The 23394-nt window shown below is 50.8% G+C and carries 14 protein-coding genes and 2 pseudogenes; 8 read left to right on the top strand and 8 right to left on the bottom strand.

What is annotated here, in order from left to right:
- Positions 1-3: 3 nt before the first annotated feature.
- A complete protein-coding gene (locus EGM51_02875; GenBank protein QBG46388.1) occupies positions 4-732 on the bottom strand; it encodes a hypothetical protein in 729 nt (242 codons plus the stop codon).
- Positions 733-911: 179 nt separating this feature from the next.
- Between EGM51_02875 and EGM51_02870 the strand changes: the two genes are divergently transcribed.
- From EGM51_02870 to EGM51_02855, 4 genes are all read left to right on the top strand, one after another.
- A complete protein-coding gene (locus tag EGM51_02870) occupies positions 912-2177 on the top strand; it encodes a hypothetical protein (GenBank protein QBG46387.1) in 1266 nt (421 codons plus the stop codon).
- Positions 2178-2370: 193 nt separating this feature from the next.
- The gene (locus tag EGM51_02865; protein ID QBG46386.1) at positions 2371-3474 is read left to right on the top strand and encodes a PAS domain S-box protein; all 1104 of its coding nucleotides are present in this window, start codon (positions 2371-2373) and stop codon (positions 3472-3474) included.
- Complete coding sequence (locus EGM51_02860) at positions 3453-6548, top strand: PAS domain S-box protein (protein ID QBG46385.1); 3096 nt, start codon at positions 3453-3455, stop codon at positions 6546-6548. Before EGM51_02865 ends, EGM51_02860 begins: the two co-directional genes overlap by 22 nt.
- A 45-nt stretch (positions 6549-6593) precedes the next feature.
- A complete protein-coding gene (locus EGM51_02855; protein ID QBG46384.1) occupies positions 6594-7550 on the top strand; it encodes a hypothetical protein in 957 nt (318 codons plus the stop codon).
- A 230-nt stretch (positions 7551-7780) separates the two neighbouring features.
- Here EGM51_02855 and purE read toward each other — a convergent pair whose 3' ends face one another.
- From purE to EGM51_02840, 3 genes are all read right to left on the bottom strand, one after another.
- Positions 7781-8260 carry a 5-(carboxyamino)imidazole ribonucleotide mutase gene (gene purE / locus EGM51_02850; GenBank protein QBG49230.1) on the bottom strand — a complete coding sequence of 160 codons (480 nt, stop codon included), beginning with the start codon at positions 8258-8260 and terminating at the stop codon, positions 7781-7783.
- A 46-nt stretch (positions 8261-8306) separates the two neighbouring features.
- Positions 8307-9602: a phosphoribosylamine--glycine ligase gene (gene purD / locus EGM51_02845; protein ID QBG46383.1), complete on the bottom strand. Its 1296-nt coding sequence runs from the start codon at positions 9600-9602 to the stop codon at positions 8307-8309.
- A gap of 79 nt (positions 9603-9681) precedes the next feature.
- Positions 9682-10287, bottom strand: a complete 606-nt coding sequence (locus EGM51_02840; protein QBG46382.1) for a type II secretion system protein — start codon at positions 10285-10287, stop codon at positions 9682-9684.
- A 54-nt stretch (positions 10288-10341) separates the two neighbouring features.
- On the opposite strand from EGM51_02840, the pseudogene queA reads away from it, so the two are divergent.
- The 3 genes and pseudogenes from queA (at position 10342) to EGM51_02825 (ending at position 15035) form a co-directional block, all read left to right on the top strand.
- Positions 10342-11372, top strand: a pseudogene (gene queA, locus EGM51_02835) (tRNA preQ1(34) S-adenosylmethionine ribosyltransferase-isomerase QueA).
- Positions 11373-11840: 468 nt separating this feature from the next.
- Complete coding sequence (locus tag EGM51_02830; GenBank protein QBG46381.1) at positions 11841-13514, top strand: hypothetical protein; 1674 nt, start codon at positions 11841-11843, stop codon at positions 13512-13514.
- Between the two features lie 114 nt (positions 13515-13628).
- On the top strand, positions 13629-15035 hold the full coding sequence (locus EGM51_02825) for a hypothetical protein (protein QBG46380.1): 1407 nt from the start codon (positions 13629-13631) through the stop codon (positions 15033-15035).
- A gap of 240 nt (positions 15036-15275) precedes the next feature.
- Here the strand turns inward: EGM51_02825 and EGM51_02820 are convergent, their stop codons facing one another.
- From EGM51_02820 to EGM51_02805, 4 genes and pseudogenes are all read right to left on the bottom strand, one after another.
- Positions 15276-19313 carry a hypothetical protein gene (locus EGM51_02820; GenBank protein QBG46379.1) on the bottom strand — a complete coding sequence of 1346 codons (4038 nt, stop codon included), beginning with the start codon at positions 19311-19313 and terminating at the stop codon, positions 15276-15278.
- Positions 19310-20260, bottom strand: a complete 951-nt coding sequence (locus EGM51_02815) for a hypothetical protein (protein ID QBG46378.1) — start codon at positions 20258-20260, stop codon at positions 19310-19312. Before EGM51_02815 ends, EGM51_02820 begins: the two co-directional genes overlap by 4 nt.
- 690 nt (positions 20261-20950) lie before the next feature.
- On the bottom strand, positions 20951-21454 hold the full coding sequence (locus EGM51_02810; GenBank protein QBG46377.1) for a hypothetical protein: 504 nt from the start codon (positions 21452-21454) through the stop codon (positions 20951-20953).
- 410 nt (positions 21455-21864) lie between these two features.
- Positions 21865-22215: pseudogene (locus EGM51_02805) on the bottom strand (RHS repeat-associated core domain-containing protein).
- Positions 22216-22368: 153 nt separating this feature from the next.
- Between EGM51_02805 and EGM51_02800 the strand changes: the two are divergent.
- Positions 22369-23388, top strand: coding sequence for a transposase (locus tag EGM51_02800; protein ID QBG46376.1), 1020 nt, complete (start codon positions 22369-22371; stop codon positions 23386-23388).
- The last annotated feature ends 6 nt before the right edge of the window (positions 23389-23394 follow it).

Below are 23394 nucleotides of genomic sequence, written 5' to 3'. Positions count from 1 at the left end.
TTCCTAACTCGCTGTCAGGCCAACCTCCTCGAAGGCTTTAGCCATAACTTTGAGCATGGTGTTATTCAGATCGTTGACCTGGACACAGACCAGGTTCAGCCGACTGGAAAGCAGGCGGGGTGCTTCGCACAGATTGAGCGACTTCACGGCATCGGTGTATCGCTGATCGAGTGAGACTCTCAACTGCCCTTCGAAAATATCAATATAGGCAAACTCTTCCCACTCATCATAATTCCACAAACTGCAGATTCCATCCTTCAGCGTCACCCGCACAGTTCCGCCGCAGGCATCGTTCAGGAAAGCATAATACTGTTTGAAAACACTGAACAGACGACCGGACTCATCGAGTTTATTGAAATGTGCAGAGACATCTTTTTTGATGGGCGGCACTTCCATACCTTCCGGAATTCCGCCCGGCTCCGCGGCGGCTTTGGTTCCCGGACGGACAGACGGAGTCCCGGAGCCGCTTTTGTCCGAACCTTTCTCAGCGGCTTTACGGTTTACCTGTGCAACTGTCGGAATATCCTTCCGTGCAGCTGCAACTTTCTTCTGAACCTCGACAGCGGTAACTGTGCCCCCCAGTACCCGCTTCAAGTCGGCCAGCACAGCGTTCTTCACCTCACGGATTCGCTGTCCTTCTTTAACTCTCTCCATGAGCGCAACATAATCCTTATAAGGAATCTGCAGGCGGCCGTTGTCTTTGGAGACCATAATTTTATCTACGCTGCTCATCTACCCAACCTTCATTTTCACGTGTGAAATTACGGAAGCTTAGTAGCAAACTGCGTGCCACATATTTGTCGCACGCCGATTTCAGCGCAAATAACAATAATTTCCGAAGCATTAAATTATAGGCACGCAACCTGCTTTACTCCGTAGCAACCACTGTTAGGGAAGAAGTGAGGTAAATAATGAAAAAACTGAGACTAATGGGAATGGCAGCAGCCGTGGTTCTGGGAGGAACCCCGGTCGTAGCACAGCAGATCAACCAATGGCGCGGCGGAGAAAACGTCGAAAACTGGACCGATAAATATAAATGGAAACTGAACCATGTCCCGAGCGAGGATGAAGCGGCCCATTTTCGCGAACCGATCAGCGTAATCAACATCGACAGCACAGTGCAGCTCAACCACGGCATGCACCTATACGGTCAGGAGCTCATCCTGCAGGGCAACGGAAACATCAACCTGTGGAGTCAGGTCCCGCATCAGCGCACCATAAACATTCCTGCCTCCGGTGATGGATTTGCCGGCCTGACGCTGCATGACAATGTCTCAATCAACGGTCGCCTGGCACTTTCAGCCAAGGGCTTCGGCACATCGGCTTCCAAAGGATCGGTCACCCTAAAAGGGCGCTCCAATATCTCCGGCGAACTCTGTATCGGCAAAGCAGGAACCGGTACCGGCCAGGTTTTTCTTCAGGACAATTCCTCCTACCGGATCACCGGACTTGAAATCGGAACAGAGGCCAAATCCGGAGGATCCGCCGAAATCCATATTCTCAGCGGCACGGTTCGTATTGAAACCAAACAGGATCCGTTCAAGACTTTTAATGCCGACCCCAGCCGCAGAATTATTCTCGGTGCCGCCGGAACACTCCGTTTTGAATACACCATGCCCGTGGCCCACAAGAAAGAGGCCATTAAAGCCATGATTAAAAACAACCGGCTTGTTGCAGCACCCGGCTGCCGTCTCACCACACCGATTATCCAGGAAAAACTGGTCATTGTGCGTGCCGAAGACGAACGCAACGATTCCGCAGTGAAAACCAAGGAACAGCTGCTTGCGGCCATCGACCGCATTTCCGCCGCATCCACCGTTTCATCGACCGGTGCCCAGCCCCGCAAACTGGAATCCTTACTGAAAAACATGCGCAGCCCAGGCACCGGCGCATCCGCTCCGACACCAGCAGCTGCTCCCGCTTCTGTTCCAGCTGCAGGAGGCAACTCCTCTCTTGCATTGATTATGCAGCAGAAAGGCGTTTCTACTGAAACGCCGGAAAACGGCAGCACACCTTCAACCGGTGCCGTTGCCGGCTATATCGCCTTCGTCGGAGCAGCCATGCTGATGCTGCGCCGAAACCCGACCGTTCCCGAAACCGGGGAAATCCCGAAACAGGATGCCCCGGAGCAGAACCCCGGTTCCACGAAGAAAAACAACAAAAAGAAACGCAAATAAGTTCATATTTCCGGAAAATTCCGGGCCCTGAAAACATTTCTTCTCCTTTAGTGTTAGCGGCATGCCTCACGGCATGCCGTTTTTTGTCGCTTCCACCGACATACCCTCTTTTTCTCGACAGCTGCACGACATCATTGGCATATGATCTGCTATTTACTTTTTGGTTTTATAGTAGATTTGAAAAGGCGGACCCATGAATTTTTTTTCAGTAAAAAAACGACCAGCAGCATTAAAATATACAGGAGCGGCTCTGATGTTCAGCATTCTGCTTCTACCCCGCACAGGCCAGGCCCAGCGGGTGGATGCACTGATCGTTCCTCTCCAGTTGAATATTACATCCTATCTTTTTATCGGTATTCTTCTGGTGGTTGCAGTTTCGATATTCCTGCTGTTTCAGCGGCGATACAAAAATACCAAACAAGAACTCGATAATCTGGCTGAGGAGCTGAAGGTGGCCCGCACCCGGCTTTCAGCTTCCAACGAAAAGCTCGAAGCGGAAATCAACAGCCATCAGGCCACGAACACCCGCTATGACGGCATACTTTTTGAGGCCGGCGTGGGCATGTTTCAGCTCGATCGCGCCGGAAAATGCATTTACATCAATCAGGCGCTGCAGGAAATGTCAGGCCTGTATCCCAAGAAAGCCATGAAAGAAGGCATTCACTGTGCCGTTCATCCGGACGACCGCACCGGGTTTCTTGAAGCCTGCAGGCGCTTTACGGAAAAGGACGGGAGCGAATTTGAGCACCGGTTCCGGTTCCAGCGTTCACGCGACCGCATATCGCATGTTATCTGCCGCGGTCGGCGCGTACGTAATACGCGTCAGGATGTTGAAAGTTATATCTTCTGGGTCAGTGATATTACACCGTTCCATAAAACCCTTGCGGATCATGAGGCAGAAACCCGACGGGTTAAAAACTACCTGTTATCCTCTTCCGAAGGATTTTACCGCCTTGTACCGAAGTCCCCTGTTTCGCTGAATACCAATCCGGATAGTATCGCTGAAAAAATCATGAAAACCCTGGTTCTCGGGGACTGCAACGAAGCCTTTGCTAAACTCTACGGTGTCGAACCCGATGAACTGGTCGGAAAAACCATCGGTGAAATGGAGGATGGCTGCGGATTATTCCGGAACCTGAAAACTCTGGAGGAATTTATACGGAATGATTTTAAGGCCGTAAACATTGAATCGATCCGCCTCGATGCCAATGGTACGCGCGTCAATCTCGTGCATGAAGTCAGAGGCATAATTGAGGATGGAAACCTCGTGGGCATCTGGGGGTTCAGCGTAATATAAGCTCCCATAAACGTGAATTGGCCGAACGCAACAGCCGAATTCTGTTTCTGCAGCGTATTCTGGATTCGCTGCCGGCCGATGTGCAGGTCAAAGACACCCGCTGCCAGTATCTCTATGCCAGTAAAAAACTGGCCGAACGCACGGGTATCGCCCAGGAGGAATGGATCGGAAAGACCATTTACGAGGTTATGCCGGGAACTCCTAAAGACTACGACGTACTGGCCATCAAGGCCATGAAAACCGGAACCCTGCAACGTTGCGAACGCAAATACAATACACAGGGTCAGCAGGGCTGGATGGAAAACAACCAGATCCCGTTGGTCTCCAAAGACGGCCTGGTTGAAGGAGTGATCGGCCTTTCGTTCAATATCACCAGTCAGAAAAAGCGTGAAGAACGCGCACTGAACGAACGGATGGATATGGAAACCAAACTCGTTAATACACAGAACGAACTGGCCGATTCCAAAAAAGAGAATGCCCGCTATGTAACACAACTGGTCGAGGTACAGCGCAAACTGGATACATTCGAAGACGATCGGGCTGCCAGAGAGCAGGAATTTGAACAGGCTCTGGCCGAGGCCAGAAAGGTGGAGGAAAATCTCCGCCGCAGTGAACAGGGACTGCTTTCGCGGCAGCAGCAGCTTGAAGAACAGCTCTCAAAACGCCTGAATGAACTCAACTCGGAAACGGATAAACGCAAGAAATGGGAAGAACTACTGCAGATTAAGGAAGATGAACTGCGTAAACTCGAAGAGAATCTGGCTGAAATCAAAGAGCACTATGCCCAGGAAACCGCCCGCCGTGAAGACAGTGAAACTCAGTTAAACAACCTGCAGAAGAAACTGAATAAACTGCGTGGTAGACTTGCGGAAATTGAAGAACAGCACGAGCGCGAACTCGACAAACTGAATGAAGAACACCAGACCCGCCTCGAAGCGGAGCATAGCGGGCGTAAAAAAGCTGAAAACCAGCTGGCCCGCACCAAAGAGTTTCTTGAGAGCACGCAGGAGCAGGTCAAACGCATAACGGAACAGCATGCTCTGGAACTTGAGAAAGAGGTTGCTGAACGTAAAGCGGCAGCCGACAAACTGCTGAACAGCATGAATGAACTTGAAGCCCTGCGCAAAGATTTCAATCAGCGGCTGGAAGAAGAGACCCATGCGATTAAACAGGAACTGGTTCAGACTCAAATGCGCGAAAAAGCCATGCGGAAACATGAAAAGGATCAGGAAAAGCGGATCAAAGAGCTGGAACGGACGCTGAACCAGAAAAGCAGAGATTACGCAGAACAGCTTCAGGCCCGCGAAGGGGCCGAAAATAAGAAAAACGAAATCGAACAGAAGATGGAACAGCTCACGCAGAAACAGCAGGAGCTGATTAATCAGGAACGCGAAAAAATGAACCTGACCATCGCCGACATCCGCTTGGGTGAAGTCAAAATCCGCAGAAAAGCAAATGAACTTGAAGCGGAAAAAGCCCGTCTCGAAGAGCAGGTGCGCGTTCGTGAAAACTTTATGGAGAAAGCCCGACGGAAACAACAGAAGCTCGAAGCAGAACTTAAAGAAGCACAGGCCGAAGTACAGCAGCTCTCCGGAAGCCGCTCCAGAATGATTGCCTCGGAAACGTCCGATCTCCGGAAAAAACTGGAAAGCATGGAAAAAGCCGCTCAGGACATGAAGGTCAAAATCGAAGGTCTGATGGCCGAGAAAAATGAACTCGCGAAAAACCTGGAAACCCGTAACAGTGAACTGAAAAAAGCTGCAAGAGAATACCGTAAAGTGGTCGACGCCTATAAGGCTGCACAAAGCAAGATGCAGGAAATATATGATGGCCAGAAAGGTCTTGTTGCCCAGCAGACCGGAGATCTTAAAGCAGAAATAAAACGGCTTCAGCGATCAGAGCAGATGCTCCGCAAACGTGAAACAGAGCTGCAGGGTCGGATCAAAGCCAACGAAATTGAGTTTGAAAAACTCAATGCCACCCTTCGCGATGAAACCGACCATCGCTATGAAACCGAAAAAAAACTGCGCGAGCTTGAAGTTACATTCCGTGCCACACTGCAGGACAGCGACGAGCTTCTCAGAAAAAAAACCAAAGCCCTCAAGCGGGAAATCGAGGAAGCTAAGAAGAAAGAAGCGGACCTGATTACGGAACTCAAACTATCGGAAGCCACCGTTAAAAACCGCGACGCAGCTCTCGATAAATTGAAAAAGGAACAGAATGCCATTTCCGAACGGCTGAAAGAAGCGGAACAGAAACTGGCAGAAACAGAACAGGCCTATCAGGCAGAACTCAACAGATCGTTGGGAGAGGTAAAGGCTGTCACCCAGACCAACAGCAGACTCATCAACGAACTCAGCGATATGGTTAATGACGCTCTGAAACCCGTAGTGGAAACCGCCGGCCAGCTGGAAAAATCAAATAATCTTTCTGCGGAACAGCGACTTCAGATTGCCGACGCCGGCCGTAGCTGTTACGGACTGATGGATTCATTAAACTACCGCGCCGAGCTGAACCAGTTGAGTCATGGTGACATTCAGGTCCGTCAGACGCAGTTTGATCTGCATACCATGCTGAATGAAATCGAACGTCAGTACACCGCACATGCAGAAGCGAAAAACCTGTTTTTCGCATTGAGCTTTGCTCAATATCAGGACTCAAACAACGTACCGAAACTGGTTATAGCAGACGAAGACAAGGTGCAAAAAATTCTTGTGATTCTGCTCGGCTACGCGTTGCGAAAAACCCGTAAAGGCCGGCTGGGTCTGCATATAACACAAACGGCATCCGATGCGGAATCTGTCAGTATCGCCTTTGAACTGGCTTATACGCCGGAGCAGGTGGACGATAAACTGCTGGCCGGAATTTTCGGAAACGAATCCGAGGGAGTGATCGATATAAAATATGGATTAACGCTTGCCCGCAAATATCTCTCCATGCTCGGCGGAACATCCGGAATCGAACAGCGCGATGCCGGTATCTGTGCCATCACATTGACCTTCCCCTTCAAACAGGTCGGCTCTGAAGTCAGCATGTCCAATAACGGCAATAACTCCAAAGCCGGTGCGGCATAAAGAGAGATTCTTGACACGTTTCATGCACCCGCATACCGTGGGTGCATGAATATTTTCAGACTTACCCTACTGCTCCTCTTTACCGCACTCTCCGCCCGGGCCGGATTTGATGAAACCTGGGCTTATCTCATGAAAGGCGAGGAAAAATATTTTCCGATCGGATCGCCCATCACCGACATCGGCTGTTTCAGCGCATCGGTCGACCCCGACGGCTACCTCACCGGCGGCCATATGACCCCTCCGAATCTCCCCGGAGCAGCCCCCGGAACGCGCTATCATCTCGTTATCACGATGCCGTGGAACACCACATTGTCCCATCTCTATCTTGATCCGCACCTCCCTTTTCGTCAGCGCATTATTGATGGAATTGCGGAGCGTTGCAAACCGTTCGACGGTCTGCAGATCGACTTTGAGGCCATCAGCTCCAAAGACCGCGCCAACTATCTCAAGTTTCTTATCGCCGTCAAAAAAGCCCTGCCGAGAGACAAGCTGTTCAGCGTTGCGGTAATGGCCCGCTGGGCGGACCACAAAAAGAAAAATCCGAAAGATCCCTTCGATTATCCATTCATTGGAAAAGTGGCTGACCGCGTGGTGGTCATGGCTTATGACGAACACTATCGCAGCGGCCCGGCCGGACCCATCGCCTCCCTGCCCTGGTGCCGGGATATTTATGACTACGCCACCGCGACCATCCCCGGCGAAAAGCTCGTCATGGGCATTCCGCTCTACGGTCGCTCCTGGCAGAAGGAAAAAACCGCCACAGCCATGCGCAATCCTGAAATCTGGACCGACCTGCGCATTCGCGGAGCCCGACCGGAGAGCACCCCCGAAGAAGGCGGCTCCTATTCATACACCACCAACGTCACTATCAATGTCCACTTTGAATCCATGCCGTCACTCAACGCAAAAATGGACCTTTATGCCTCACGCCCCACCCGGGGAATCGCCTTCTGGCGGATCAGTCAGGAACCTCGCGGCTTCTGGGATAAAATCGCGGAATAATCCACGGAAAACCCCGCCACCGTTCGATGATACCGGAGCCGGTTTTCTCCGACACCTTCCGACCAGGGTCGGATCCCAAAAACGATTCGTGATGAGACAAACCGTATCCGGTCATGCTCAAAGCACATCCACGGCTGAGCTGCTATACTGACACAAAAAATCCAATGGTTGAAAAATTCCAACCATCGGATATGCAAGGACTCCCCGGGAGTCCGACTATACATATTGTATCAGCCGCCAATCTCCTTCTGAAGTTCAGCATCGGCCGCGATAACTTCTTCGGCCATAGCCTTTTTGTATTCAACCATTTTAGCACGCAGCTCCGGATGAGCCCCGCCCATAATCTGAACCGCCAGAATCGCGGCATTGATGGCCCCGGCCTTACCGATGGCAACCGTGGCGACCGGCACCCCCTTAGGCATCTGAACGGTTGAAAGCAGGGAATCCATTCCGTCAAGTGACCAGCCCTTAACCGGCACCCCGATCACGGGAAGAACGGTGTGACCTGCCAGCACCCCGCAGAGATGTGCAGCCCCGCCGGCGGCGCCGATAATGACTTCATATCCGTTATCCGCCGCTTTTTCCGCAAACGCAACCGCTTCATGCGGGGTGCGGTGCGCAGACATGACTTTTACGGTACTTTCGACACCGAATTCTTTCAGCGTGTTACGCGTGAACTCCATGACCGGCCAGTCCGTTTTACTGCCCATGACGATAGCCACGGTAGACTTTTTATTTGCTGCCACAATTAATCTCCTATTCGTTATTAAAATCGATACCCAGACGCTTCAGTTCCCGGTGAGCGATATCATTACGGTAATAGAGATTTTTGAAACTGATGGTCTCCACCGCAATATAGGCCTTTGAAAGAGCATCCAGCAGATCATGCCCCAACGAAGTAATGCCGAGAACGCGCCCGCCGGCCGTTACCACTTTTTCACCCTCCAGTGCAGTACCGGCATGAAAAACCACGGTATCATCCACCGCATTGGCTTTCCCCAAATTCTGAATTTCATCCCCTTTGGCATAGGCTCCCGGATAGCCTCCGGCCACCATCACCACACAGACACTGTGCTCGTCTTTCCACGAAATCAGATCTTCCGAAAGAGTGCCGTCAATCACAGCGTTGATCGCCGGCAGCATATCGCCATCCCAACGGGCCAGCACCGCCTGTGTTTCCGGATCTCCGAAACGACAGTTGAATTCCACCACGCTCGGCTGATCGTTTTCAATCATCAGGCCCGCATAGAGTACCCCTTTATACGTAATGCCACGCTTTTTCAATTCGGCCAGCGTGCGGTCATAAATCTCTTCCTTCACCTTTTTCAATACAGTGTCGTTCACGATCGAGGCCGGCGAATACGCCCCCATACCGCCGGTATTGGGACCCTGGTCTTTTTCAAAAATCCGTTTGTGATCCTGCGACGACGCCAGCATCACCACATGTTCACCATCGATCAGCGCCAGAATAGACGCCTCTTCGCCGACAAGAAAATCCTCGATCACCACGCGCGAACCGGCATCGCCGAACGCATTGCCTTCGAGTGCATCTTTAATGGCCGCTTCAGCCTGTTCGACTGTTTCAGCCACGGTAACGCCTTTACCCGCTGCCAGACCGTCGGCTTTGACCACAATCGGAGCCCCGCGTTCCCGGACATAGGCGCACGCTTTGTCCGGATCGGTGAAGGTTTCATAGGCGGAAGTCGGCACACCGGCCGCTTTCATGACTTCCTTGGCAAACTGTTTGGAACCTTCCAGCTCGGCGGCCGCCTTCCTCGGCCCGAACACACGGAGCCCTTCCGATTCCAGAATATCGGTCAATCCCGCACAGAGCGGTGCTTCCGGGCCGATCACCACCAGATCCGGCCGATGCTCCAGACACCAGCCTTTAATCCCCTCCAGATCAGTCGCTCCGAAATCCAGATTTGTTCCCAGTTCAGCGGTACCGGCATTACCCGGCGTGCAGAAAATTTCGGGTTTCGCACTGTCATTCGCCAATTTCCAGGCCAGTGCATGTTCGCGTCCGCCGTTACCGACAACCAGAATCTTCATTCAATCTCTCCTAATTCAGTTCCAAAAAAGCTCCGCGGAACATACCCAACGGAGCTTTCATTGCAAAACACTTTCTTACTCAGGGTGAAAGCACATCCACTGTCACCCCGTCCGGAAACACAAAAATCGATCCCCAGTCTCCGTTGGAGATTTCCCCCTCGCCGATAATTACGGCTTCCCCGTTCTTGGTGGCATAGGCAAATCCCTTATTTCCGAAAGGCACTTCATCCGGAAGAAATCCTGTTGCCGTGTTCACATTACGAAGGAAAACGACCGGTGTGTTGCCCGGCGTCGTATCATTCACACCTTTCAGAATACACCACGCATTGTTATCAGCCGAAAATTCAGCCGCATTGCGGGCCGGAGTCATTCCCGGTGCCGCAAAAAAGGCATAATCCACATCCAGATAACCCTCCTCTACCAGTGATTTCAGAAAAGCGGTTGAAGAAGTGTACTCAGCTTCCTGCGGCCAGCCCTGACTGAACCGGCTCGCCGCCTCTTTGGCCGTGATCGCTTCCACAATCGATTTTGCATGATGTGCCTGCTGCGTCAGCTTCCCTCTCAGCCGTGCTTTACCGATCTGCGGAGAAACCAGTGTGAAAAGAATGCCGATAATGGCAATCACCACCATGAGTTCGATGAGCGTAAATGCCTGCCGGTGCCATAAAGTCGTGAATCGTTTCATCTTTATTTTCCTCGAGGGATGCGTATCCTTCTGCGGTTTTTAGGAAGTTATCAGATGAAAACCAACCTGTTCAACTATGATCTGCCGTCCGGACTCATCGCCCAGCACCCGCCCGAACGCCGCGAGCTGGCGCGTATGATGGTGCTGCACCGTGATACCGGAAAAGTCGAACACCGGAAGATCAGCGACATCGTCGACTACCTCCGCGAACCTGATGTTCTTGTCGTCAACAACACCAAAGTCATCCCTGCCCGCATTTTCGGCCACAAAACCTCCGGCGGAAAAGTGGAACTGCTCCTTCTCGAAGAAATTGATTCCAATGTGTGGAACGTCCTGTTGAAAGCCTCCCGCCGTCCCAAAATCGGTGATACCCTCACCCTCTGCTCCGGCAAGGCATCCGCCGTAATGCTCCGCGACGGAGAAAAGGGCGAAGCCGTCCTCAGTATCCACTCCGACCGTCCGCTCATGGAAATCCTCGACGAAGAAGGCCTCCCCCCCTGCCTCCCTACATTGCCCGAAAAGAGCAGACCCCCGAGCAGATTGCCGAAGACAAAAACCGATACCAGACCGTCTTCGCCAAAACTCCCGGTTCCGCCGCCGCACCCACCGCCGGCCTGCACTTTACCCCGGAACTTTTCCAGATCCTTGAAAAAAAGGGCATCGCCAAAGCCGAACTCACCCTTCATGTCGGGCTAGGTACGTTCCGCCCCGTTTCCGCCGAAAATATCACCGACCACGAAATGCATCACGAACGCTACGTCGTTTCCGGAAATGCCGCCTCAACCATTTCCAATGCCCGCGCAGCCGGCGGCCGCATCGTCGCTGTCGGCTCCACCTCCGTCCGGACGCTGGAAAGTCTTCCAACCCTTGAAAAGGCCGAGGGATCAACCAATATCTTCATCTACCCGCCCTACGACTTCAAACACGTCGACGCCATCCTCACCAACTTCCATCTGCCCAAATCCACCCTGCTCATGATGATGTCCGCCTTCGCCGGCCGCGACCTCATGCTTAAAGCCTACGAAACCGCCGTTCAGGAAAAATACCGATTCTTCAGCTACGGCGACTGCATGCTGATTCTTTAGTCCGGCCGATTGATGCCCGTTTATTCCAGGGATAGCGAACGGTGCAAATCCCCCCTGCTCTTCATCTGAAACGCACGAAATACGGCCATTCAAAAATTTCCCGGTAATCAGTTTCACACTGTAAGTACCAGGACCGCGCCCATGCCTTTTGTTGAAAAAGACCGGCAGAACAGGTTGGTAAAGACCTCAAATTCCTCCTCAGAAGGCTTAAATCATCCAGCAATTCCCCGCCCCTTCAGATCACCGGCCACACCCATTTAAAAAAGTAAAATTAAGATTGAATAAAGACAGCACAAAGAGTATAAAAAATTTCCTCAAAAAAAGAGTATGTATTAGGAACCACTTCAGCTGAATAGGGTAAATTATTTTAATATTCCTTTTTACATAAATTTCGGATCACCTTTTCGGGAGAGAGGTGATGACATAGATGAAGGTCATCCGGGAGTACAAACCCAAAAGGAAAGCAAAGTGAAGAAGCTAACGATTATGCTGCTCAGCGCCGCGTGCGCAATCTCGGCAACGTATGCGAGACCCTACTTCGATACGAGTAAGGACCTGCTGATCTGTCAGTATGACAGCAAGCCCGATCCCGATGATATTCATGCCCAAGCAGCGGCCGGCTGTATGCTGGCGCATGCAGACCACGCTGCAGTGAATTATTTTGCCGTACAGGGCGCATATGGTGTTCAAGGTGGAACATTCATCGAATCCGGCTCTCTGTTCAGTATGGCCTTCGGAGTGGAAAATACCGACTGGACGGATGCCCATTCCGACTGGTGGGGTTCTGTGACCCGGATTAAAAACAAAGCAAAACCCATTCTTCAAAACGGCGGAAAAGTATGGGTGGCAGAAGCAGGACAATCGAACATCACAGCCGACTGGATTGCCGCTCTGATTAGTGACGGCATTGCCGAATCCACTATCAAAGCAAACGTTATCGTAGTACAGCACAGCGACTGGAATCAGGATCAGACGGCTGATGCGGATCTAGCTTATGTAAAGGACAAAGCCGATTACTATTATATAGATAACGGCAACGGCACAGTAAATGCCGACTGGGCAGATAACGGCCCGTATGATACGCCGAAATATAACAGTGCGGATACAAAATATCTTTCACAGGCAAAAGCATCAACAAACCCGAATACAACAGCTAAAAACCTTTGGACAGAAGCAGACTACATCTGCGACAACCAACCTTATCATCCGGACTGGTCAAACATTACCCCCGGCGGTGTAGACTTTTCCGATACCGTTGAAATCTGGTGGATCCTGAATGTTCAGGATGCCGGATGGAACGAAGATGGGTTCTGGGCTAAGTATGTCACCAACACTCCGGACGACAACGGCGGAACGGTTCCTGCGGCAGACCGCGTAGATTATACAGCTCTGCCGGATACGGTTTCTTCAGCAGCGTCATATAACGTAAACGTCCCTTACTCCGCCACAACGGATCGCGATATCGTGATTGAAATCTGGGATACCGGCTGGCGGGGAAGTAAAACAACCACTGTTTCAGCAGGAAGCGGCACAATCAACGTTACAGTTCCCGTCTATAACGGAACGGCACTCACTGCAGGTACCGGCTACATCTGGAAAGCCAATATCCGTCCGGTCGGCACCGACTGGACTCAGAATATTTCCGGTGGCGGAGGATCCAAAACCTTTACCGTTTCCGGCAGCAGCACCGGCGGAGGAACGATTACTGAAACACCGACGCAGGATGCCTATATCCAGGGCAGCACGGTCTTCAACGACACTAATCTGAAGGTGGAACCGAACTACCGCGTTTCTTACCTGAAGTTTGATGTAGACGGAATCACCGGAACCGTGTCGGAAGCCAAACTGGTCTTTCAGCTGACCGAGGCCGGCAGCGGAACTGTGCGCGTCTATCAGGGCAACAGCAACCTTACCTGGACAGAAAATACACTGACAGCAGCAAACGCTCCGGGACAGGGAGCCCAACTCGGTAGCGTAACCGGATCGTTTGCGAATGGAAGTACCGTGGAAATCGACCTTGGAACCTCCATTGGAAACGGCGAAATTACCTTCGTGGTCACCATGGATGGCGGAGGAAATGATATCTGGGCATCCTCTTCGGAAGGAGTCAACAGCCCGTATCTGGAAGTTACCTATCAGTAGTGTAACTACTGTTGTTACTTAATCGCTTGTGCAGGTATCCCGGAGGATACCTGCACTATCTTTTCTTAATACCCGGAACATTCCCGGGTTCGTATCAGGCCAGAGACATCAGATATGAGACGAAAAATCTCAGTAGGAATCGGAACCACCTGTTTTGTCGCCGGCATCGGTATCGGCTACCTATTAGCCAATACGAAAACAGAAAAACAAATACAGCCGGAAAATACACCGCAATTAACCCAGAGCACTGAATCGCCGTCCATCAAAAATGCACCGGAGGAAGCATACCTTCGGAATCGCATCAGAAACCTGGATAAATGCGTGGAGGAACTGATTGATCAGGTGGATCCGGAAGTCATCGTCAATGAATTGCAGCATTCAGCAGCCGGCCGAAAACATCATGCCCTGCTAAGCCTTGCACTTCAGTATTGGTCGGACAGTGATCCGGAGACCGCTTTGGAATATGCACAGAACATCGAGGATGATGAAATCCGGCTGGATTTACTGGCCATCACCCTTGGAACCCTGGCAGAAACCGACCTGCAAAAAGCATTGGGTTATCTGGAGCAGGTGGAAAACAATTATGAACGGGAATATCTGCTGGCATCGATCTATTCCGGTATCGCGGAAATTGCTCCCGAAACCGCCATGGAATCTGCGGAACAACTGCCTTTAGGTCATGGAAGAGATCTTGCCTTGACTAAAATTGCCGAAGTATGGGCGGAAAAAGATATCCATGCCGTGTTCGACTGGCTTGAAACACAACCGGTCAACCGTCAGCTTCAAAGCCTTTACGGCGATTTGATGGTCACCTATATGAAGCAGAACCCGAATGAAGCGGAATTTCTAATCAGCGATATGGCTCCGGGAAACCTTAAAACCACGATGGCCTGCCAATATGCCGAACTGTTGGCCCAAACAGATATTCAGTCGGCAGTAGCCTGGGCGGAACAGCTGGCGGATCCTTCGGCGAAAAAGGAAGCCCTTGCAACTGCCGTAGATGCATGGCTTGAAACAGATCCGGAAGGCGCTTTTAACTATGCGATACAATGCGACGAAGCATCCGGCCGAAAACTGCTTTCACAAATTGCGATTCATATGGCAACTGAAAACCCTGTCGCTGCAGCTCAGACACTGGAACGATTTCCCGAAACCACCCAGCCGGAAAATGCAAAGGAGATCGCCCGCATCTGGGCATCACACGATCCTGAAGGAGTTGAAAGCTGGATCTCAACATTAAAGAATACAGTCTCTTATCCACAGGCCGTCCGAGGTGCAGTTTATCCGCTCGTCAACCGGAACCCGGAATCCGCATTCAACCTTGCCGCCAGCATAAATGATAGCAGCCGCTATGATCTCATGCGGTACACGGCAAAAGTCTGGTATGAATCCGATCCGGAGGCCGCATACTATGCCGTCAGCAATGATGGACTGTTAAGCCTCCGGGAAAAACAGCAGCTTCTCGCACAGATCGAAGCTGAAAGTACTCCGGTTGATATGCCTCTTCCCGCAGTGAAATAAATTTCCGCCGCAGAGGAGCATCCATCATCCCCGACGGAATTTCAGCTTAACCTGACACAGCAGAGAGAAGCCGCCACTCACAGAAACGTCATCGGTTCCTGTGCTGATGAAGCTCTTCCGCCCATAATGCCTCGCCCTTTGACGACCGCGATGCCCTGCCAAAAGTCCGCAAACTTCCCGCACAGAAAAACGGCCATTTTCAACAGCTGCAGCCGTTGTATAAACATTATAAATCCACCCTCATTTCGTATCAATTTTATAAAACCCTTGTACCTGCATGACATCAGTTGTGATGGTATTCAACGGCGGAGTCGCGGGAATGTTCGTGTAGAGGGTCCACTGGAAATCCTGCCCGATGCCGGGAGCACTCCAGATCTGATAAGTTTTATTCGATTCACTGTTCCAGGAAAGCTCCAGAGCCTCTTCTGAGATGTTCTTCACTTCAACAATTTTGAAAATTGAAAGAGCATTGGTCGGATCGGTTCCCGCATAACTTTCATCACGATTATTCATGCCGTCACCATCCCAGTCCTCCAATGGCCCTCCATTATCTGCGGAAAGCTGACCGAAATAGCGGATTTCCCAGGCATCCAAAAGGCCATCACCATCGGTGTCCAACGGATCAGGTTCGGGCTCAATAGAAATATCCATCGCATAAGAGGTATAGTTCATTTCCCCCATATAGGGAAATACCTTGAAGAGATAGGTTCCTGCAGAAAGAGCACGAATAATCGTTTCATTGTCATTGCCGGTTTCTGATTTTTCAATCACAGATGTTCCATCCGGTTGATAGAGGAAGAGCTCAAGATCGCCTTTGCTGTGCGCAAAGGTAAGATGAATCGTCAGCGTAGAATCGACTGGGAGAACGATTTGATACCAATCAGCAGTATCGTGGGCCTGAAGCCCGGCATAATGACCGGCAGCCACGGTACGGGCCTGCGCAGCCTCGTCATTTTCTTCAAGTTCATCATCCAGCAGCCCTGAGGATGGATTCACAGTAATCAGACTGTCATGCGTATGACTGAGAGTTCCATCGGTTGCCGTCAGCCGGATGGTATAGTAGCCCGGAGCAGTGAAAGCGGCCTCGGTGGTCAGCGCAGTCGCATCGGCAAAAACAACCGTCCCGGTACCTGTATTTGAAACCAGACTCCAGCTCGTTTCAATGGAGGTCGGAAGCTCCAACTGACCGTTATAAGTTACCACCCCGTGGAGCTGGATGCTGTTTTCCGGCCATGTCAGGGTTTGTCCCGCTCCGGAAAAGGCTGATATTCCGAGACCGGCCTCGGACGCTTGGGTTTGGGCCGCAGCAAGACGCTCTTCCAGTTCCAGTGCCTCCTCTTCTTTTCCCTGAGCCCGCAGAATCGACGCCGCCGCTTCAGTGGCCTGAATTATCGTGTCAGAGGCACCGGTGGAAACTGGCTTCGGTTCATTATCAGGCGTGGTGCGGGAACAGACTTTTAAGTAAGCGGACAGTGCCTGATCATCATCGATGAGGAAGGTGCGGTAAAAATTGCCTAACCGGAGCCAGGCCTCGTCATGAATCGCTTCACCACTGCTGTAGTCGAGCTGACTTCGTTTGTCATTCATAACCTTCAGATCCGCTTCTGCAGCACTTAAGTCGCCGGTATGGGCATAGGCCAGACTCCGGAAATAAAGAAGGTCGCCCATAATATCTTCCAGTTCAGGATAAGCGTAACTCAAATGAAAGGATCGTCGTTCCATAGCCTCATCAGTAAAACGATTGAGCAGTTCGGCATACGCCTCCTGTTCGAGGAGAACTTCCATCTGACGATGTATGGAAAGACATTCTTCCGGTATACGTTCGGCGAGTTCCATGGCGCCAGTGTAGTCCCCCGAACGTTGAGCACAACAGGAAGCTTTGGTGAGAACCTCAGATTTCAAACGATCGCTCATAGCAAATGTTTCGATGAGGTTTAAATAAGCGGCAACCGCTTCCGCATCACTGAGCTGATCGGCGGCGGTTTCCGCATCAATGAATGCTGCTGCCCAGTCGGAAGAATAAGGCCAGTTGGAGGAGTTTAAGGTAATATCGGAAAACGCGGCAGGCTGAAGGCCGATATCACGAGCAACAACCCGAGGATTTGTGGCAAAGAAATCATCAAAATTGTTCATGTCAAAATGGAACCAGCCCTGCACAAAACCGCGGGCCCCGTTCATCATCGGGTTATCAGCAAAGGAGTCTGTACCGGTCCGGGCGCGGAACTGATAAAGCGGCATATCATTAATCGCCAGTTTTTCATGTTCGGGCCAGCGAACGTAAAAACAGTTATTGCCTTCATCCTTGAGCAGATCCCCTGCAGAAACCCGCAACAGTTGTTGATGCGCTTTTCCACGGAGACATTCGCAGAAAATATTGTTCCGTAAAATGAGCGGCCAGTCAGATTCCACCTGCCGCAGAATGGTCATAATAAAAACGTTATTTTCAATGATAGCCGGTGCTTTATTTTCCCGACCCTCGACTTCACCGACTCCATCAATAAAAAGAGAAGACCAGCCACCTTGTAATACCGAGTTTTTCACCCGCAGATCAGGACACTCAACGGCGTAGACCATCGCATTGAAACAGCGGCTGATATGAACGCGGGGACTGTAGCGAATGACGAACCCCTCCCGCCAGGTGTCGGCATCAAAATAAATGCCATCCACTCGGTAATCCGACTTGGAAATAAGTTCAAACGCACGAGGAACATTTTCAGAAACGTGAACCACTCTTTCGCCGGGAATACTTTTAAATATAATCGGTGCCTCAGGCGTTCCGCAGACCCGCATGCGTATCGTTTCATTGTATTCGCCTCCCGCAATCAAAACAGTATCCCCCGGAGCCACCACATCAGCCGCATGAGCTAATGTTTTAAATGCGGTTTCCCGGCCAGTTCCCTCGTTTGCATCATGTCCGTCGGGAGCCACATATAAGGTGCGGGCGGGTGCTGGAGCAGCGGCCGTGGTAAACGTGAGGACCGTATTGGTGGGCATGTAATCCGGAAACTCCTGTTCGCCATAAAGCGAAGAAACTCTATCGATCTTTACATAATACGTGGTCGACGGCGTAAGATTCGTTAAGCTGATGGTATTGAAGCGCTCGTGGTTGCCTTCGTAGTAATCGATTTTATGCTCAAGGGCCGGTGTTTCACCCCAGGAGATTTCAAAGTTTGCGGGATATGAACACCACCATTCAAGATTGGCTGTAGTGTCGTATGCAGAATGAAGAAAAGGACCGATGAGGTCCACCGCCGCCTCGGACTCGGAATATTCATAATAATGGCCGATTGCTGTGCTTGCGGGTCCAATACTTTTGAAAGGGACAGGATTGCCCAGAACCGGAAATCCGCCTTCGGAGATACTGAATTCCGCCGGCAATGCCCGCGAACAGCTTTCATACTCCGGTTGCAAATCATCGAGTGATTTTAAAATGCCGTTTACCTGCCAGCAGGCGGAAGAATCCGTGTAGTTGTTGTAATCCGTATAACCAACTGCTGCGCTACGATCGAGCTGAAGAGCTGCTCCCGTTGTATTTGCAAAAATATTTGCCGTCAGAAAAAGCCCCTCACTATGTGTTACCGTCACCGGAACAGATACAAAAACCGAATGCTGTAGGAACAGGTTCGTTACGGATGAAACCTGAACTCCGGAGGGTTCATCAAAAAAGGTGCAGTTGTTAAAGGAGATATCTACACTTTGATCAAGCGATACGCCGCCCGAAAAACAGAGACGTTCCATGCTGATGCCGGCTCCGCGGGCCAGCGCAAATGTATTGGTGATGCTTACAGTTTCATGGCCGCGTCCTGCCAGTTTTATCGGCGAAGAGCCATCGCCGGACGGCTCCCATGAGAGCGGTGCGGCATAAGAACCTTCGCTCAGATAAAGGGTATCACCTGCGGTGAGTTGACTCAAAGCATACGCGAGTGTTTTCCAGGGAGTTCGCATGGAAAGCCCGTCGGCCTGATCCGATCCCGTTGGAGCCAGATAAAAAATATTTTCCGCAAAAGAATAAGGGCCGCGATCGCCTCCATCAGGAGCCGTATTCCGAAAACGGGAATCGGCCTGTAAACGGAAATCAAAATTGAGCGGATCAGCAAATTCGAGATTTTCATCCAATGCCTCCTCCTGTTCCACAAGGATATTATCGAAGGAAACCTGATCCTGACCGTATTCATTCTGACCGGGCAGAAGGTTATGATGCATGGCTTCATTATTGATTCGAATGTAGCCCAGCCCCACACAGTTTTCGAGATGCTCCTGTTGCCCCCCGGGCTTCACAGAAAACTCATAATTATGCCCCACGACCGGTTGTTTTTCAACTGCAGGGCACCATGCATTGTGGAGTAGTGCATAATACCGAAATGCTCAGAACCCTCTTTAATATTTTTGTAGGTATAACAGTTTTGAATGGTGTCATTATTAGCCCCGTACCGAACGATGCCGCCAAAGCTGTTGCCATAGCAGGTGCAATTATCGATCAGATTATTGGAACCCGCCGGATCACCAATAACGTCAGAATCGGGCCCCAGCTGAATGCCCCCCGTATTCAGATAACTCCGGCAGTCGCGGACCACGCATTGTTCGGGATCAGTTAATAAAATACCCCAGCCCGGATGAAAGCCGGACGTCGAGATGCCTTCAATCAAAACACGTTTGGCCCTCTTCAGCGCAAATCCATGGGTATCCGTAATGGAAATGGTGTAACGCCCTTGTTCAGGCCCACTGAAATTCCGGTTGGAAATATAGAGCATTTGCTGTTCGGCATCGTAATGAAAAAAACCCGGTTCAAATTCGAGTTCAGACACATTGGCTTTGGGAAATAAAACGCGCAAATGATTATGTTCAAACACACTTTGAGGGGTTTGGGCGAAGGGGGCCGCATACACGAAACGATAGCCTGCAACGGGCTTAAAATCCGGTGCGGGAACATCACCCCGCAAAAATACAGTCCCGGGAAATTCCGCCCGAATTACCGTATCAACCGCAAGAGACCCCAGATCCTCCCGCTCAACGCTCTCCGCATATTCACCCGGTCCGATCGTCAGCGTATCTCCTGCTTCCAGAACATCCAAACCGCGCTGAACCGTTAAAAAAGCCTCGTCCGCATACCGCCCGGAAAAAGTATCACTCCCCTGTTTATTAACAAAATACGCTGTGGCCGTAACGTGATTTGCTGAAAACAGACCCAAAAACAGTACCAGCAATAGAATCCCCTGTCGCATCATACTTCCCCTTAGTTTTAAACAAAACGCACACTCTGCAATAATGAGATCTTACAACCAAGAGTAAACTCATCTTTCGCTACATCAGAAATTATCTTTCAGTTTATGCTCGCCAAAAAAATTCCTCATAGATTTTTATTACAAAACCACTATCATCCCATAGAGGGCGATAACCGATGGTAACCGGCCGGTTTTGCTAAGGTTTTCCATATCTGCTCCATATAGTCAGTTCCGATTTCCAGTTAAAGATTAACGATGGTTTCGCGTTTTATACATATGGCTGTCCCACAGCATTCAGCTGAACCCCGGCAGATAGGCCTGTTCCGGCGCGGCACACATGCGCCCGGGCGGTTTGGCTGTCCCATAGGATTTGAGCAATGCGCCGGGTCCCATCGCCACACCAATCAAAGCTCGTCCTGAGGCAATAATTCGAGCACTTACAGATATGATGTCGCACCGACAGTAACAACACCATTTACCTTTCCGACAGTGCCCATAGCAGCCCTGCCTGAACCCGTGCGAGCCGCTGTTTTAGCACCATCGATAGCTGCTGTATGGCGTACTCACATCGCCCCTCCTTTGGGCGACTTCAGCACCAACCTTGCGCCCGACCCTCCGGTTCAACGCATCGGTTTCGCGCACCAAACAGGATAACCGAGAGAGACTTAAATCCGAGACCCGGCCCCCTTCCCCTCACTTTCGAGCCGTTTTTCCGGAAGCCCTCCTGCTTTCGCTCGCTTTTCGGGATAATTCTCCCAGCATCTCCACATAGGTGAGGTTACCGCTTATTCTGATGAAATTCAGATTCCAGATGTTGGGCTTACCACCGGGATTCATGTCCAGTTGAACTTCAAGTATCCCTTCATTTTCCCTAGCATACCCTTTTCCGCTAACCGTAATCCTCCTCCCGGCAGCATTGGCGAACTCAAGTTTAACGAATCCATCTTCTTCAACACACCGTTTGGTCAGATGATAAGTCATTGCATTTTTCAGATAGCGCACAGCGAATACCAAACAACCTTTGTTCTCTGAGATCTCAAGTTGATATACACTTTGATCTCTTTCACTAATTGCTTCCCAAACTCCCAAGAGAGTATTGGTTGTGACTGCAGGATTAATATCCTCCATGGAACTGGCCATGCTAACCAGTAGGCACAAAAAAGAAACAATCATAACTCCAGTATTTTTCAGCCTCATTCTGCGCACCTTTATTTGACCTGTCCTATTTCTCTCGGAAAGTTCTCCTTACTTCTATATATATTCTTTATTATTTTACCACTGGGAGTAACGACATATCCGTATCGAAGGTCGAGATGCGCCTGTAATGCCTGATCGCCGCCACCAAAGTTTTCATCATCATATCTTGGGCCAGATTCACGTCCATGGGAATGGTACCAACCCACAACACCCTTCGGTTTTGGGCCCAAGTTAACCAAATGCTTTTCTCCCGAAACAGGAGGCATGTAAGTGAAGCCTCCATCCACAGGTATAATCCATCCGCCCATTTCAACGTCATTTTCCACTGATAGACCGTAAATATCACGACAGGCTGCCGTAGCAGCAGTATCTATAAAAGAATATACGTCTCCCGGCGCCCACCCGAATAGATCCATAAAGTTGACCGGATCATTCCCACAGAAAACATAGAGGTTCAGACCACCGTCGAAAAGGAAAGGATCCTTGGAGAGCCAGCGGCCGGAGGCGGGATCGTAGTCGCGGGCGCCGAAACGGACGAGGCCGGTGAGCGGATCGGTCAGTCCGCCCTGGAACCCGAAGGGCTGGAAACCGGAATTGGTGTCCTGCAGAACACTGCCGAAGCTGTTGTAGTCGATGCGCTGGGTGTAAAAGGGTCGGTCCGATATTAAAGGTAAAGGGGTCGGTCCGAATAAAGGGGTCGGTCCGTCCGAATAAAGGGGTCGGTCCGCGAATAAAGGGGTCGATAAAGGGGTCGGTCCGATATTTTAAGATAAAGGGGTCGGTCCGATAAAGGGGTCGGTCCGATATTTTAAGATAAAGGTAAAGGGGTCGGTCCGATATTTGGTAAAGGGGTCGGTCCGATATTTTAATATTCCCCAATTGCCTGCTGAGAATTGATTCGGTATAAATCCCTTATGCCAAGGAAGCCGCGTATAGAGTTTGAGGGAGCGATCTATCATGTCATGAGCCGGGGAAACCGGGGTGATTCTGTTTTTCTGGATGATAAGGATCGTGAGATATTCCTGGATACGCTGGATGAGGCATGTGGCCGCTGCGGTTGGCGGATACATGCTTTTGTTTTAATGGGTAATCATTATCACCTGCTGCTTGAAACTCCGGAGGCCAACCTTGTTGCAGGCATGAAGTGGCTGCAGGGCACGTATACCCAACGCTTTAATTCGCGGCATAAACAATGGGGCCATCTGTTTCAGGGGCGGTATAAAGCCCTTTTGGTAGACGGTTCGTCCGGAGAATATTTTCAGACGCTGGGCAGTTATATCCACCTGAATCCTGCGCGGGCAAAGTTGTTTGATTTAACGAACGGGAAATTAACAGATTATTCCTGGAGCAGCTATCCGTTGTATTTCCGGCGTACTCAAAGACCGTCCTGGCTATGTGTGGATCGGTTGCTGGGTACTATGGGGGCTGCTGATGATCGCACCGGCCATGCGGCATTTCGGTCAATGATGCAGAAGCGGGTTTTTGAGATAGCGCATGCGGATAATCCCATGGAGGCTGATTCAGCATGGCGGCGTATCAGACGGGGCTGGTACTTTGGTTCGGATACTTTTCGGGATGAGCTGCTTGAAAAGCTGGATGCCGTCATCGGGGTAAAGGGGAAGCGTGCTTCTTTTGATGGGTCGGCATCCAGGCAGCATGATGAGCTGGCAGCTGGTCGACTGTTAAAGGCCGGACTGGAGGCGATAGAGGTTAACCGCGAGAGTCTGCCCGCAATGCGGAAAAGCTGTCCGGAAAAATGTGTACTGGCCTGGTTGCTCAGAAAAAATACGTGTGTGACGAATGAGTGGATCAGGAAACAGCTCCATATGGGTAAGGCGACTAATTTTTCAGCGCTCATTAAACGAGTGGATGGCGGGGACGGAGAGGTTGCGGTGCTTAAGATGAAATTAAAAAATATTGAAATATCGGACTGACCCTTT

Source organism: Verrucomicrobia bacterium S94 (assembly GCA_004299845.1).
Lineage (GTDB): Bacteria > Verrucomicrobiota > Kiritimatiellia > Kiritimatiellales > Pontiellaceae > Pontiella.
This window is presented reverse-complemented; position numbering and strand designations above follow the sequence as displayed.

Excerpts from the sequence above, each read along its gene's own strand:
- EGM51_02875 (QBG46388.1), bottom strand. The coding sequence starts at position 732 with ATGAGCAGCGTAGATAAAATTATGGTCTCCAAAGACAACGGCCGCCTG.
- EGM51_02870 (QBG46387.1), top strand. The coding sequence starts at position 912 with ATGAAAAAACTGAGACTAATGGGAATGGCAGCAGCCGTGGTTCTGGGA.
- EGM51_02865 (QBG46386.1), top strand. The coding sequence starts at position 2,371 with ATGAATTTTTTTTCAGTAAAAAAACGACCAGCAGCATTAAAATATACA.
- EGM51_02855 (QBG46384.1), top strand. The coding sequence starts at position 6,594 with ATGAATATTTTCAGACTTACCCTACTGCTCCTCTTTACCGCACTCTCC.
- purE (QBG49230.1), bottom strand. The coding sequence starts at position 8,260 with ATGGGCAGTAAAACGGACTGGCCGGTCATGGAGTTCACGCGTAACACG.
- purD (QBG46383.1), bottom strand. The coding sequence starts at position 9,602 with ATGAAGATTCTGGTTGTCGGTAACGGCGGACGCGAACATGCACTGGCC.
- EGM51_02840 (QBG46382.1), bottom strand. The coding sequence starts at position 10,287 with ATGAAACGATTCACGACTTTATGGCACCGGCAGGCATTTACGCTCATC.
- EGM51_02825 (QBG46380.1), top strand. The coding sequence starts at position 13,629 with ATGAGACGAAAAATCTCAGTAGGAATCGGAACCACCTGTTTTGTCGCC.
- EGM51_02815 (QBG46378.1), bottom strand. The coding sequence starts at position 20,260 with ATGATGCGACAGGGGATTCTATTGCTGGTACTGTTTTTGGGTCTGTTT.
- EGM51_02810 (QBG46377.1), bottom strand. The coding sequence starts at position 21,454 with ATGAGGCTGAAAAATACTGGAGTTATGATTGTTTCTTTTTTGTGCCTA.
- EGM51_02800 (QBG46376.1), top strand. The coding sequence starts at position 22,369 with ATGCCAAGGAAGCCGCGTATAGAGTTTGAGGGAGCGATCTATCATGTC.